10 protein-coding genes and 1 pseudogene are annotated in these 13299 nt (G+C 66.1%); 7 read left to right on the top strand and 4 right to left on the bottom strand.

Annotated elements, in window-relative coordinates; all coding sequences use genetic code 11:
- Positions 1-36 precede the first annotated feature (36 nt).
- From C9412_RS12690 to glmS, 4 genes are all read right to left on the bottom strand, one after another.
- Positions 37-1731: a hypothetical protein gene (locus C9412_RS12690; RefSeq protein ID WP_107231947.1), complete on the bottom strand. Its 1695-nt coding sequence runs from the start codon at positions 1729-1731 to the stop codon at positions 37-39.
- A gap of 137 nt (positions 1732-1868) precedes the next feature.
- The gene (locus C9412_RS12685; RefSeq protein WP_107231946.1) at positions 1869-2300 is read right to left on the bottom strand and encodes a CBS domain-containing protein; all 432 of its coding nucleotides are present in this window, start codon (positions 2298-2300) and stop codon (positions 1869-1871) included.
- Between the two features lie 416 nt (positions 2301-2716).
- The gene (locus tag C9412_RS12680) at positions 2717-3109 is read right to left on the bottom strand and encodes a DUF2846 domain-containing protein (protein WP_258190185.1); all 393 of its coding nucleotides are present in this window, start codon (positions 3107-3109) and stop codon (positions 2717-2719) included.
- 319 nt (positions 3110-3428) lie between these two features.
- The gene (gene glmS / locus C9412_RS12675) at positions 3429-5267 is read right to left on the bottom strand and encodes a glutamine--fructose-6-phosphate transaminase (isomerizing) (RefSeq protein WP_107231944.1); all 1839 of its coding nucleotides are present in this window, start codon (positions 5265-5267) and stop codon (positions 3429-3431) included.
- A 203-nt stretch (positions 5268-5470) separates the two neighbouring features.
- On the opposite strand from glmS, the gene C9412_RS12670 reads away from it, so the two are divergent.
- From C9412_RS12670 to C9412_RS12640, 7 genes and pseudogenes are all read left to right on the top strand, one after another.
- Complete coding sequence (locus C9412_RS12670; RefSeq protein ID WP_107231943.1) at positions 5471-6748, top strand: efflux RND transporter periplasmic adaptor subunit; 1278 nt, start codon at positions 5471-5473, stop codon at positions 6746-6748.
- A 35-nt stretch (positions 6749-6783) separates the two neighbouring features.
- Positions 6784-7509, top strand: coding sequence for an ABC transporter ATP-binding protein (locus tag C9412_RS12665; protein ID WP_107231942.1), 726 nt, complete (start codon positions 6784-6786; stop codon positions 7507-7509).
- 10 nt (positions 7510-7519) lie between these two features.
- Positions 7520-8818, top strand: a complete 1299-nt coding sequence (locus tag C9412_RS12660; protein ID WP_107231941.1) for an ABC transporter permease — start codon at positions 7520-7522, stop codon at positions 8816-8818.
- A 20-nt stretch (positions 8819-8838) separates the two neighbouring features.
- Positions 8839-10056, top strand: a complete 1218-nt coding sequence (locus C9412_RS12655; protein WP_107231940.1) for an FtsX-like permease family protein — start codon at positions 8839-8841, stop codon at positions 10054-10056.
- A 16-nt stretch (positions 10057-10072) separates the two neighbouring features.
- A complete protein-coding gene (locus tag C9412_RS12650; RefSeq protein WP_181358709.1) occupies positions 10073-10447 on the top strand; it encodes a PDZ domain-containing protein in 375 nt (124 codons plus the stop codon).
- Between the two features lie 120 nt (positions 10448-10567).
- The gene (locus C9412_RS12645) at positions 10568-11914 is read left to right on the top strand and encodes a sigma-54 dependent transcriptional regulator (RefSeq protein WP_107231938.1); all 1347 of its coding nucleotides are present in this window, start codon (positions 10568-10570) and stop codon (positions 11912-11914) included.
- Positions 11839-13263 (top strand): annotated as a pseudogene (locus C9412_RS12640) (HAMP domain-containing sensor histidine kinase); the annotation flags it as partial. The gene C9412_RS12645 and the pseudogene C9412_RS12640, both read left to right, overlap by 76 nt.
- Positions 13264-13299 lie beyond the last annotated feature (36 nt).

Below are 13299 nucleotides of genomic sequence, written 5' to 3'. Positions count from 1 at the left end.
GCCGACGCGGTGTCCGCTTGGATGCGCGCGGCGCCCTCAGATCCCCAAGGCGCGCATATGCACACGGCCGGCCACCAGCTCCATCGAACTGGTGACGGCCAAGGGTGCCCACGCGGCCTGTTCGGCTCCCGCATAGATGCCGTGTTCGGACAGCAACGTGTGCACCACACCCATCGGATTGGCGACGCTCAGTGGTGAAGCAGCGCGCCGAAGGACCTCCTGCTCCCCAGGCCTTCTGACAGTGACGGCCGCGTCATCCAGTAGATTCCGCAGCGTCCGCCAGTCATAAAGCGCGATGCCATCGTGGGTCACCTGCAGGTCAAGATGCGCGATGTTGTGGACCAGCAGGAAACTGCTGTTGGCGGCGGTCACGCCCGACAACCCGCGTGACGCCCACAGGGGCTCCAGCCGGCCATCTTCCAGGCAGGCCTTGGCCCCTCGCAACTGCCGCAGGCCATCGCTGAGATCCTTCTGCAGCGCCGCGACGACGCTGTCCAGATACCCCACCTCGCCCCTGGCGGCGTGCTTGGCCTGAATGAAGTAGTGATGCTGCAACAGCGAGTCGTGAAGGATGTACTCCACATCCAGATCGGCTGGCGGATCCTTCAGCACATGGTGCTTCTGGATTCCCTCGTGCACGGAATAGCGCTGCGGCTGGATCAGCTGGCGTTCCAGGCGGCTTCGGATATAGCTCCGTTCGAATCCATCACCGCCGATCAGCCTACGCAGCAGCTCGGTCTCACCGGTCGACTGCGCGAACTGCACCAGCACACAGCGCAGCGCCTTGTCCCAGCCACCGGCCAGCATGTAGCCCGTTGGCCCCGGCACCACCATCCAATCGGTTCTCAATCCCTTTGACTGCCACGCCAGGATGGTCTGCAGGACATCATCCAGGTCCGCTTCGCGCAGCTGTGCTCGTCCAATGAACATCTCTCCTGCTCCATGGCGGGAAAGCATGAAAACGACCAGACGAGCAGCGTCATGGGCAAAGGCCATGCTTCTGTGCGAGGTGGCATCCGATTCCAGAAACGCCCAGGTAACGGTCAGTGCCCGGTCCAGTACCGCATGGGCCAGCAGCTCATCCAGTTGCGTGGAACGCCCCGCGGCCTGAGCAGAACACTCGGCAATGCGGAACATCAACGCCATCGCGCTGTTGCTGTCCAGCCACCGCGCGAACCAGGCCTGCTTCAGCAGACCCAGGCTGTGGTCATCGCCGGGTTCAAGCAGCAGCGATCCGTCACTCTGCCGGGAGGCGCACGCCAATCCGGAAAGCACCAGCGCAAGCGCCTCGCTCAGCAGCATGACCTGCAGGGTCTGGCATACAACGTCGTCCTGCGATGGATCGCCCGCTCCGCACTGGGCGAGCTCCAGCAGGTCGGAGAGGCGCTCCAGCTGGATCTGCGCCGATGCCTGCGCACATTGCGGGAACGGCTCGGCGCCGCCCTGCCCGTGCCGCACGCTGGTCGCTACGCGATCTACACAGGCACCGGCAGGCAGGATGATGGAGAGCCGATCCTGCAACTTCGCATGCAGTGCCGGCAACAGCGGCAATACGGCCGCCCGCTGCGCGTCGTACCAGCGCGCAAGCTCACACAATGCGTCGTAGTCCGGGCGTGTTTCAAGCAACCGGCGCAGATGCTTCTCAATGCTGTCCACCGCGCGGAACTCCAGCGGCCGCTTCAGCAGGCTATGCAGCGGGCCCAGTAATTCCCTTCTCGCATTCTGGAACATTCCATTTCCTCTCGCTGTCTGCAACGTGCACGTTCACGTCTGATCAGACTAGCCGAATCAAAGCGCGCACAGGAAAACGGCCAGGTGCATCCGCACCCGGCCGTTGTTCTGCTACCAGCGAGGCTTCTGTTGCAGCGTCAATGCGCCGCCATGTAGATGTCCTGCAGCACGGCCTTTTCCAGCTCCAGCTCGCCCAGCAGGTTCTTCACGATGTCGCCCAGGCTGAGGATGCCGACCAGGCGCGTGCCGTCGGTAACCATCAGATGACGGCGCCGCGAGTACGTCATCAGCGACATGGCCTGCTTCAGCGTGGCCTCCGGCGCGATGCCTTCCAGGCCGGTGGTCGGCACGCTGGAAATCACCCGGCGCCCGGCCTGCGGGCCGTCGTCGGCCAGGGTGCGCACGATGTCCTTCTCGGAAATGATGCCGACCGGGGCATCGTCCTTCATCACCACCAGCGCAGCGATCTTGTTCGCGCTCATCTTGTGGGCGGCGGCACCGATGGTGTCTTCGGCGTCGATGGTGATGACAGCTTCTTTCTTGGATTGCAGGAGTTCGCGGACGTTCATTCTTGTTTCCTGGTGCAGGTCACTGAAGTCAAAAAAGTGTGCTCTTCCGATACGCCCCCTCCCCGGGAACAGACCTTTCAGCGCACGTCTGGCGCACCGGCTGCGCGCTCCTGGACCGGACCGGCAGACCACGTGCTGCAACGCCAACGAGGCGGGTCCGGCAGCGCAACCCGTATCTCGGTCGGTTCGATTCTACGACTGCCGATCACGGCCACTACCGGCACCGATGGGACAGTTCGTCGTGGGAACCCACCGACGATCCAGAGAATGGCACCGCCGCTGAAACCGAGGCTGAACACCGGCGGCTCCGCGCACTCAAGATTGATCTTCCGCGGCCGGGCACGGACAGAACGGCCCTGCGCCGTCCCACTTCGGGTGGGCCGGCGAAAGGCGCAGCCTCCCGCCGGCCACCGGAGTTACTTCGAGCAACGCCCGTTCTGGGCCATCTTCAGCTGCATCACCTGGCTGCGGCCTTCCGCTTCCGGAACCACCGTCAGCTTCGCGCCGCCGACGAACACGCCCATCTTGATCGACTGCTGGATGAAGTAGTTGCGACCGGCTTCGGTAAACAGCTTGAGGTCGTTGGGCGAGAACTCCGACTCGGTGGAGATCACATGTTCCTGGTCACCGGCAACCTGGGTATAGAAGAACACCTTGTCGGCGGTTTCGCCCAGGCACTGCCCATCGATCAGCACATCCTTCTTCAGTGCCTTGCCGACGAAACTGTTGCGGAATACGTACACCCCGGACTTGCCGTCCTGCGGTGCCGGGAAGGTCTTGGCCGAATCCACCACGCTCTTCTCGGTCATCGGAACGCTCGCGCAACCGGACAGCGCACTGATTGCCACCGCCAACGCGACTCCATGCAGCTTTTTCATCTACAGCCCCTGTAATGCGCGCCATCGCGCGCGGAATGGACATGGCCAGGCACACCCGTTGCGGGTGTGCACTGCCAACAGTGAAATGAAGCTCCGGCATCACTGTGCAGGGCATGGATCGTCGCATGGCAGCCTGCACAGGCATCCTCCGTGATGCGCGGGTTCGGCCGCAGAGAATGCCATGCCGGCATGAAAAAAGGGCGACCCATCGGGCCGCCCTCGTCGGTACTGCCAGCAGATCGCCCAGGCCTTACTCCACCGTAACGCTCTTGGCCAGATTGCGCGGCTTGTCCACGTCGGTGCCGCGCGCCAGTGCGGTGTGGTAAGCCAGCAGCTGCACCGGGATGGTGTGCACGATCGGGCTGAGTACGCCGGCATGGCGCGGCGTGCGGATCACGTGCACGCCTTCGGACTCGTTGAAATTGCTGTCCTGGTCGGCAAACACGAACAGTTCGCCGCCACGCGCGCGCACTTCCTGCATGTTCGACTTCACCTTCTCCAACAGGCTGTCGTTGGGCGCGATCACCACCACCGGCATGTCTTCGTCCACCAGTGCCAGCGGGCCGTGCTTCAGTTCGCCGGCCGGGTACGCTTCGGCGTGGATATAGGAGATTTCCTTGAGCTTGAGCGCGCCTTCCAGCGCGATCGGGTAATGCAGGCCGCGGCCCAGGAACAGGGCGTTGGCCTTGCGCGCGAAGCGCTCGGCCCACGCGGCGATCTGCGGCTCCAGGTTCAGCGCATGCTGCACGCTGCCCGGCAGGAAGCGCAGCTGCTCCAGGTAGTCTGCTTCCCGTGCTGCATCGATGCGGCCATGCAACTTGCCCAGCACCACGGTCAACTGGAACAGCGCGGCCAGCTGGGTGGTGAACGCCTTGGTCGAAGCCACGCCGATCTCGGCGCCGGCACGGGTGTAGCAGACCAGCTCGCTGGCGCGCGGAATCGCGCTTTCCGGCACGTTGCAGATCGACAGCGTGTGCTTGTGGCCCAACGACTTGGCGTACTTGAGCGCCTCCATCGTATCCAGCGTTTCGCCAGACTGGGAAATGGTCACGATCAGGTGCTTGGGGTTCGCGTAGGCGGCGCGGTAGCGGTACTCGCTGGCGATCTCCACGCTGCACGGCAGGCCGGCGATCGCCTCGATCCAGTAGCGTGCGGTCAAGCCGGCGTAGTAGCTGGTGCCGCAGGCGATGATCTGCACGCCTTCGATGCCCGACAGCACCGCTTCGGCGTTCTTGCCGAACAGTTCGGCCGGGAAACCACCGGCGTCGATCGCCGCTTCGATGGTATCCCCCAGCGCACGCGGCTGCTCGTGGATTTCCTTCTGCATGAAGTGGCGGTACGGGCCCAGCTCCAGCGAGGCCAGCGACACGTCGGACAGGTGCACCTCGCGCTCGACGGGCTGGTCATGGCCGTCGAAGATGCGCACGCCGTCGCGACGGATTTCGGCGGTGTCGCCCTCTTCCAGGAAGATCACCTTGCGCGTGGCCGAGATCACTGCCGACACATCCGAGGCAACGAAGTTCTCACCCTCGCCCAGGCCGACCAGCAGCGGGCAGCCCATGCGCGCGCACACGAAGCGTTCCGGCTCGGCACGGCTGACCACGGCCAGCGCGTAGGCACCGGTCAGTTCCTTCACCGTGTGCTGCAGCGCCACCAGCAGGTCGTCGCCACTCTTCAGGTGATGGTGGATCAGGTGCGCGATGACTTCGGTGTCGGTCTGCGATTCGAAGGTATAGCCCAGCGCGCGCAGCTTCTCGCGCTGCTCCTCGTGGTTTTCGATGATGCCGTTGTGCACCAGCGCCACACCCTGGCTGATGTGCGGATGTGCGTTGGCCTCGGTGACGCCGCCGTGGGTGGCCCAGCGCGTGTGGCCGATACCCAGCAGCGCATTGAAGCCCTCGGCCTCGGCGGCCGTGGCCATCTCCGAAACGCGACCGGTACGGCGCACGCGACGAACGTCCGGACGCGCGTGCTGGTCGATCACGGCGATGCCGGAGGAATCGTAACCGCGGTACTCAAGCCGCTTCAGGCCCTCGATCAGCACCGGCACCACGTCGCGATCGGCGATCGCACCCACGATTCCACACATGTCACGCGTTTCCTTGAAGACGATCGCGGCATTCTAGCGTGCGTGTCCGCCTTCCCCCTCCTGTCCGCTTAATGAAAGTGTCCGGAAAGGTGTCCGCGGACACCCGGACACCTCCATGCCATTTCCAACCCATTGAAAACAAATGAAATAAAGTTGGCACGCTACGTGCTTGGTATTGGCTACCACCGTCAGGCACGCACCCGATGATCCGCGACACTTCCGCCCAGGACCAGATCGTTTCCTCCGCCCCGGCCAGCGCCACCGGCGCCAGCTGGCACCGCTACCGCTGGCCGGCCCTGGGCGCCATCGCCCTGATCGCCGGCATCGGCTGGGCCGTGCATGCCTGGTCCAATGCCAGCCGCTCCTTCGACAGCAGCCGCGTGCGCATTGCCGAGGTGAAGCGTGGCGACCTGGTGCGCGACATCGCCGCCGACGGCCGCGTGATCGCTGCCAACAGCCCGATCCTGTACGCCATCTCGGCCGGTACTGTGGACCTGAAGGTGGTGGCCGGCGATGTGGTGAAGCAGGGCCAGGAACTGGCGATCATCGACAGCCCGGAACTGCGCAGCAAGCTGGCCCAGGAACAGGCCACCCTGGCCGGCCTGGAGGCCGAGGCCAGCCGCGCCGCGCTGGACGCCACCCTGGCCCGCGCCAAGTCGCGCAAGGAGACCGACCAGGCCACCATCGAACGGCAGGCCGCCGACCGTGACCTGCAGCGCTACCAGCGCGGCTACGACGGTGGCGCGGTGCCGCAGATCGACCTGGCCAAGGCCAAGGACTCGCTGAAGAAGGCCGACATCACCCTGGCCAACGCCACCACCGACGCCCGCCTGCAGAGCCAGGGCGCCGACCTGGATGCGCGCAACAAGCGCCTGCTGGCCGATCGCCAGAAGGCGGTGGTGGCCGAAGTGCAGCGCCAGGTCGATGCGCTGACCCTGCGCGCCCCGTTCGATGGCCAGGTCGGCCAGGTGCAGGCGGTGCAGTCCACCAACCTGGCCGCCAACGCGCCGGTGCTGGGCGTGGTCGACCTGTCCAAGTTCGAAGTCGAGATCAAGGTGCCGGAAAGCTTCGCCCGCGATCTGGCGATCGGCATGCCGGCACAGTTGACCGGCGGCAACGGCCAGCCGTTCCCGGGTGAGATCAGCGCGGTGTCGCCGGAAGTGGTCAATGGCGAGGTCAACGCCCGCGTGCGCTTCGCCAGCGCGCAGCCGGAAGGCCTGCGCCAGAGCCAGCGGATGTCGGTGCGTGTGCTGCTCGATACCCGCAAGAACGTGCTGAAGGTCGAGCGCGGCCCGTTCGTCGAACAGGGCAACGGCATGGCCTACGTGATGGATGGCCGCACCGCCGTGCGCCGTCCGGTGGAACTGGGCGTCAGCAGCCTGGGCGAAGTGGAAATCAAGTCGGGTGTGCAACCGGGCGACCGCATCGTGGTCTCCGGCAGCGACCTGTTCAAGGACGCCGAGCGCGTCTCCGTCAACTGATACCTGAACCCTGAATCCTGGAGAGAGGACACCCCATGTACATGCTCGAAATGCGCTCGGTCGCCAAGGTCTTCCGCACCGAACAGGTGGAAACCCACGCGTTGCGCTCGCTGGAACTGCAGGTCAAGGAAGGCGAGTTCGTCGCCGTCACCGGTCCGTCCGGTTCCGGCAAGACCACCTTCCTCAACATCGCGGGCCTGCTGGAAACCTTCACCAGCGGCACCTACATGCTCGACGGCCAGGACGTGAGCACGCTGGGCGACGACGCCCGCAGCCGCCTGCGCAACCAGAAGATCGGCTTCATCTTCCAGGGCTTCAACCTGATTCCCGACCTGAACCTGTTCGACAACGTCGATGTGCCGCTGCGCTACCGGAAGATGAGCGCCGGCGAGCGCCGCGAGCGCATCGAAAAGGCGCTGAGCCAGGTCGGCCTCGGCTCGCGCATGAAGCACTACCCCAATGAACTGTCCGGCGGCCAGCAGCAGCGCGCGGCCATCGCGCGCGCCCTGGCCGGCAGCCCGCGCCTGCTGCTGGCCGACGAACCGACCGGCAACCTGGATACGCAGATGGCCCGCGGCGTGATGGAACTGCTGGAAGAAATCAACGCCGCCGGCACCACCATCGTGATGGTCACCCACGACCCGGAACTGGCCGCGCGTGCACAGCGCAACGTGCACATCGTCGATGGCCAGGTGACCGACCTGGTGCGCGAGCCGGTGCTGGCCACGCCGGTGCGCCACATCGTCGCCGTCAACGAGTGAGGGCCCGACCATGTTCGCCTACTACGCCCGATTGGCGGCCCGCAGCTTCCGCCGCAACAAGGTCCTGACCGCGCTGATGGTGATCGCCATCGCGCTTGGCATCGGCGCCTCGATGACCACCCTGACCGTGTTCCATGTGCTGTCCGGTGATCCGATTCCCGGCAAGAGCGACCGCCTGTTCTACGTGCAGCTCGACGCCGCCACCGGCGCCTATGTCGCCGGCGAAGAGCCGGAAACCCAGTTGACCCGCTTCGACGGTGAAGCGCTGCTGCGCGAAGCCAAGGGCGAACGCCAGGCGCTGATGAGCGGCGGCGGCGGCACCATCGAACCGGACAACAGCACCCTCAAGCCCTTCAGCATCGACACCCGCTGGACCTCGGCCGATTTCTTCCCGATGTTCGAGGTGCCCATGCAGTACGGCCGTCCGTGGACGCGCGAGGACGATGACGGACGCGCGCGCGTGGTGGTCATCTCCAAGGCGCTCAATGACAAGCTGTACCAGGGCGCCAACAGCGTGGGCCGCGACCTGCGCATGGAAGGCCAGAGCTACCGCATCGTCGGCGTGATGAAGGAATGGAGCCCCGAGCCGCACTTCTATGACCTGACCACCGGCAGCTACGGCAAGAACGAAGACCTGCTGCTGCCGATCTCCACCTCGTTCGATCTGAAGCTGGGCAACAACGGCAACATGAACTGCTTCGGCGAGAACCCCGACGGCAACAGCTATTCGCTCAACGCCCCCTGCGCCTGGCTGCAGTACTGGGTGGAGATGGACCCGGCCAAGGCCGGCGATTACCGCCGTTACCTGGAGAACTATTCGACCCAGCAGCGCGAGGCCGGCCGCTTCAAGCACCCGCCGAACGTGCGCCTGCGCACCGTGATGGAATGGCTGGACTTCAACGGCGCGGTGCCCAGCGATGTGCGCCTGCAGCTGTGGCTGGCGCTGGGCTTCCTCGGCGTCTGCCTGGTCAACACGGTCGGCCTGCTGCTGGCCAAGTTCCTGCGCCGCAGCGGTGAGATCGGCGTGCGCCGTGCCCTGGGCGCCAGCCGCGGCCAGATCTTCCTGCAGTGCCTGGTGGAAGCCGGCGCGGTCGGCGTGGTCGGTGGCGTGCTGGGCATCGGCCTGGCCCTGCTCGGCCTGTTCGCGGTGCGCCAGCAGCCGGTGGAGTACGCCAAGCTGGCCCACCTGGACGGCAACATGCTGCTGCTCGCACTGGGCCTGACCCTGTTTGCCAGCCTCGCCGCCGGTTTCCTGCCCGCCTGGCGCGCCATGCAGGTCACCCCGGCCATCCAGCTCAAGTCGCAGTAAGCACCCGAACGAGGACTCCCATGGACATCCGCCCCATCCTCAGCACACTGCGCCGGCACAAGACCGCTGCCGCCCTGATCGTGCTGGAAGTCGCACTGACCTGCGCCATCGTCTGCAACGCGCTGTTCCTGGTCAGCCAGCGCGTGGAGAAGATCAGCATGCCCAGCGGCATCGCCGAAAACGAACTGGTGATGCTGCGCGTCAGTGGCATCGGCAAGCAGACCGACGCCCTGGCCCGCACCCGCGAGGACCTGGCCTCGCTGCGTGCGATTCCCGGCGTCAGCAACGCCACCATCATCAACCAGGTTCCGTTCCGCAACGGCTCCTCCAGCAGCAGCATCTCGCGCGAAGTCGACCAGGAACGGCCGACCACCAACGCTTCGATGTACACCCTCTCGGAGAACGGGTTGGCCACGATGGGCATCAACCTGATCGCCGGCCGCGATTTCCTGCCCGACGAGTACCAGAACTTCGAAGACGTCAGCAAGGGCGGCGCCAAGGAAAAGGCCATCCCGGTGATCTTCACCCAGGCCACCGCCGCCAAGATGGAACCCAACGGCAGCGCGCTGGGCAAGACCTACTACATGGGCAAGCAGCCGCTGCACGTGGTCGGCATCGTCGACACGCTCAGCACGCCCAATGGCTGGAATGACAACTGGACCAATTCGATGCTGCTGCCGGTGCGGCGCACCTTCGACGACGGTGGCACCTACATGCTGCGCACCTCGCCGGAACGCCGCCAGGAAGTGCTCGACGCCGGTGCGGTCGCGCTGGAACGCAACGACCCCAACCGGCTGATGCGCGACAAGCTGACCTATGAAGACCAGCGCAAGGACTTCTTCAAGAATGACCGCGCCATGGTCGGCCTGCTGATCACCGTCAGCATCTCGCTGCTGGTGGTCACCGCGCTGGGCATCATCGGCCTGGCCAGCTTCTGGGTGCAGCAGCGCAGCAAGCAGATCGGCATCCGCCGTGCGCTGGGCGCCACCCGTGGGCAGATCCTGCGCTACTTCCAGACCGAGAACTTCCTGCTGGCCACGCTGGGCATCGTGCTGGGCATGCTGGCCGCCTATGCGATCAATCTGGCTCTGATGAACCTGTACGAGCTGCCGCGCATGCCATTGTTCTACCTGCCGCTGGGTGCGTTGCTGCTGTGGGTGCTGGGCCAGATCGCGGTGTTCGGGCCGGCCCGGCGTGCGGCGGCGGTGCCGCCGGCCGTCGCCACGCGAGGGGCGTGAGATGCGCGCCTGCACGATGGCGTTGATGCTGCTTCTGCCACTGCCGGCGCTGGCCGGTGGTGGCAGCGCGCAGACACTGGATTGGCGCCAGGACGATGCGCGCTTGTCGCTGCGCTCGACCGAGGGCCAGGTGCATGTGGAGGCGGCGAAACCGGAGGGACGCTTCGGCGTGCGCCACGGCGACCGCATCCTGCGGGTGAACGATACCGCCGTGCGCCGGGTCGAGCATCTGAGCGAGGCCCTGCGCCAGACCAGCGCACCGACCGTGTACCTGTTGCTGCGGCGCGACAAGCGCGAGCTGACGGTACCGGTGGACGCGGCCGCCTGGCGCCTGGCGCTGGTCGCCCCACCACCGCCGCCGCCGCCGCCCCCTCCGGCGCCGCAGCGCTGAGCAACGCGCCCTGCACGGGCGCCGGTTTGGCTATGCTTGATGGGTGGCGCCGGGCTCTCCCGGCGCAGGCACGCGAACGGCTCCAACGGCGCCGCCCATCCCTTTCCGCAGAACTGCTTGATGCCTTCGATCCTGATCATCGACGACAACGCCAGCGTGGGCACCGCGCTGGACGTGCTGTTCTCCCTGCATGACATCGACACCCTGCAGGCGCAGACCCCGGCCGATGGCCTGGCGCTGCTCGAATCGCAGCCGGTCGACCTGGTGATCCAGGACATGAATTTCAGCGAAGACACCACCTCGGGCGAGGAAGGCGAGGCGCTGTTCGCACAGATCCGCGCGCGTCACCCGGACCTGCCGGTGATCCTGCTCACCGCCTGGACCCATCTGAGCAGTGCGGTGGACCTGGTCAAGGCCGGTGCCGCCGACTACCTGGCCAAGCCCTGGGACGACCGCAAGCTGCTGACCACGGTCAACAACCTGCTGGAACTGTCCGAGGCACGCCGCGAACTGGACCGCCGTCGCTCGCGCGAACTGCGCCAGCGCAACGCCCTGGAAGAGAAGTACGACCTGTGCGGCGCCGTGGTCGCCGATCCGGCCAGCGAACGCGTCATCACCCTGGCCTGCCAGGTCGCGCGCTCGGAGCTGCCGGTGCTGATCACCGGCCCCAATGGCGCCGGCAAGGAGAAGATCGCGCAGATCATCCAGGCCAACTCGCTGGTGGCCAAGGGGGCATTCGTGGCGGTGAACTGTGGCGCACTGCCATCGGAGCTGATCGAAGCCGAACTGTTCGGTGCCGAAGCCGGCGCCTACACCGGCGCCAACAAGGCACGCGAAGGCAAGTTCGAAGCCGCCGACGGCGGCACACTGTTCCTTGATGAGATCGGCAACCTGTCGCTGGGCGGGCAGATGAAGCTGTTGCGTGTACTGGAAACCGGACGCTTCGAGCGCCTGGGCTCCAACCGCGAGCGCCAGGTCAAGGTGCGCGTGGTCAGCGCGACCAATGCCGACCTGCCGGCGATGATCCGCGATGGCAGCTTCCGCGAGGACCTCTATTACCGGCTCAATACCGTGGAGCTGGTGCTGCCGGCGCTGGCCGAGCGCCCTGGTGACATCGTGCCGTTGGCCGAGCGCTTCCTGACCGCAGGCAAGCCGCTGTCCAGTGCCGCCACCGCTGCGCTGCAGCGGCACCCGTGGCCCGGCAACGTGCGCGAGCTGCGCAACGTGATCCAGCGCGCCGAGCTGCTGGCCACCGGCAGCCGCATTGAAGTGGCCGACCTCAATCTGCCGCGCGCGCCTGCGGCGCCCCGGCCTGCGCCCAGTGCGGGCAATGATCCCGACCGTGCGCGCATCGAGGATGTACTGGCGCGCAACCACGGCGTCATCGCCCAGGCCGCTGCCGAACTCGGCCTGAGCCGCCAGGCGCTGTACCGGCGCATGGACCGCCACGGCATTCCACGCGAATGAAGCGGCGCTCCTTCACCTTCCGCCTGTTCCTGCGCCTGCTGCCGGTGCTGGCGCTGGCCGCCGCATTGCCGTGGCTGCTGGCCTACTGGATGGATCACGGCTGGGTGGTGACCACGGTATCGGCACTGATCCTGCTGTCGCTGATGTGGTGGACGCTGCGCCGCGCCACCGCGCCGGTGCGTTCGCTGATGCGCGCCCTGTCCGGTACCACCAGCAGCTACCGCGATGGCGAGTACAACTTCGGCGTGCACTGGCCGGGCAATGACGAGCTGGGCGACCTGGTGCAGGCCCACCGCGAACTGGGCGACGTGCTGCGCGCGCAGCGGCAGGGCCTGGTGCAGCGCGAACTGCTGCTGGACACCATGGTGCAGAACACGCCGGTGGCGATGTTGCTGATCGCCTCCGGCGGTGATGGCATCGCCCGCGTGGTGTTCTCCAACCTGGCCGCACGCAAGCTGCTGCACGGCGGCTGGAAGCTGGAAGGCCAGCGCCTGGAGGACGTGCTGGAGCAGGTGCCGGTGGAACTGCGCGATGCCATCGCCCGTGGCGGTGACAGCCTGTTCGCGGTGCATGCCGAGGGCGAGGATGGCGATGAAGATGACGAGCAGGTCTATCACCTCTCGCGTCGCGCGTTCCAGCTCAACGGCCGCCCGCATGACCTGCTGCTGGTGCGCCTGCTGACCGCCGAACTGCGACGCCAGGAAGTGCAGACCTGGAAGAAGGTGATCCGGGTGATCAGCCACGAACTCAACAATTCGCTGGCGCCGATTGCTTCGCTGGCCCATTCCGGCGGCGTGCTGGTGCAACGCGAACGCTTCGACCGGCTGCCGGAGATCTTCACCACCATCGAAGACCGCGCGCGCCATCTGGAAGGCTTCATCCGCGGCTATGCGCGCTTTGCCAAGCTGCCACAGCCGCAGTTGCAGACCGTGCACTGGGCGCCGTTCCTGTCCAGCCTGCGCCAGCAGATTCCGTTCACCATGGATCGCGAGCCGGACGAGGAACTGAGCAGCCGCATCGACATCGCGCAGTTCGGGCAGGCACTGTTGAACCTGCTGAAGAACGCGCACGAAGCGTGTGCCGAGGCTGATCCGCCCAACGACGATGTGCAGGTGCAGCTGACGCGGTTGCCGCAGTGGCTGCGCCTGGATGTGCTCGATCGCGGCAAGGGCATGAACGAGCAGGTGCTGCAGAACGCGTTGATGCCGTTCTATTCCACCAAGCGCAACGGCACCGGGTTGGGGCTGGCGTTGACGCGCGAGATCGTGGAGGCGCACGGCGGGCGCGTTTCATTGCAGAATCGCGGCGATGGTGGATTGTGCGTGTCGATCCTGTTGCCGGTGGGTTGAGCGCTCCGATCGGGTTGGTAGATCCACGCCATGCGT

This window comes from Stenotrophomonas sp. Nf1, from assembly GCF_003028475.1.
Classification (GTDB): Bacteria; Pseudomonadota; Gammaproteobacteria; order Xanthomonadales; family Xanthomonadaceae; genus Stenotrophomonas.
The sequence above is the reverse complement of the archived record's forward strand: the minus strand, read 5'-3'. Positions and strand labels throughout refer to the sequence as shown.

Bases quoted from the DNA above. Each gene is read 5' to 3' on its own strand.
- C9412_RS12670 (WP_107231943.1), top strand. From the start codon at position 5,471: ATGATCCGCGACACTTCCGCCCAGGACCAGATCGTTTCCTCCGCCCCG.
- C9412_RS12645 (WP_107231938.1), top strand. From the start codon at position 10,568: ATGCCTTCGATCCTGATCATCGACGACAACGCCAGCGTGGGCACCGCG.
- C9412_RS12680 (WP_258190185.1), bottom strand. From the start codon at position 3,109: ATGACCGAGAAGAGCGTGGTGGATTCGGCCAAGACCTTCCCGGCACCG.
- C9412_RS12665 (WP_107231942.1), top strand. From the start codon at position 6,784: ATGTACATGCTCGAAATGCGCTCGGTCGCCAAGGTCTTCCGCACCGAA.
- C9412_RS12690 (WP_107231947.1), bottom strand. From the start codon at position 1,731: ATGTTCCAGAATGCGAGAAGGGAATTACTGGGCCCGCTGCATAGCCTG.
- C9412_RS12660 (WP_107231941.1), top strand. From the start codon at position 7,520: ATGTTCGCCTACTACGCCCGATTGGCGGCCCGCAGCTTCCGCCGCAAC.
- C9412_RS12650 (WP_181358709.1), top strand. From the start codon at position 10,073: ATGGCGTTGATGCTGCTTCTGCCACTGCCGGCGCTGGCCGGTGGTGGC.
- C9412_RS12655 (WP_107231940.1), top strand. From the start codon at position 8,839: ATGGACATCCGCCCCATCCTCAGCACACTGCGCCGGCACAAGACCGCT.
- C9412_RS12685 (WP_107231946.1), bottom strand. From the start codon at position 2,300: ATGAACGTCCGCGAACTCCTGCAATCCAAGAAAGAAGCTGTCATCACC.
- glmS (WP_107231944.1), bottom strand. From the start codon at position 5,267: ATGTGTGGAATCGTGGGTGCGATCGCCGATCGCGACGTGGTGCCGGTG.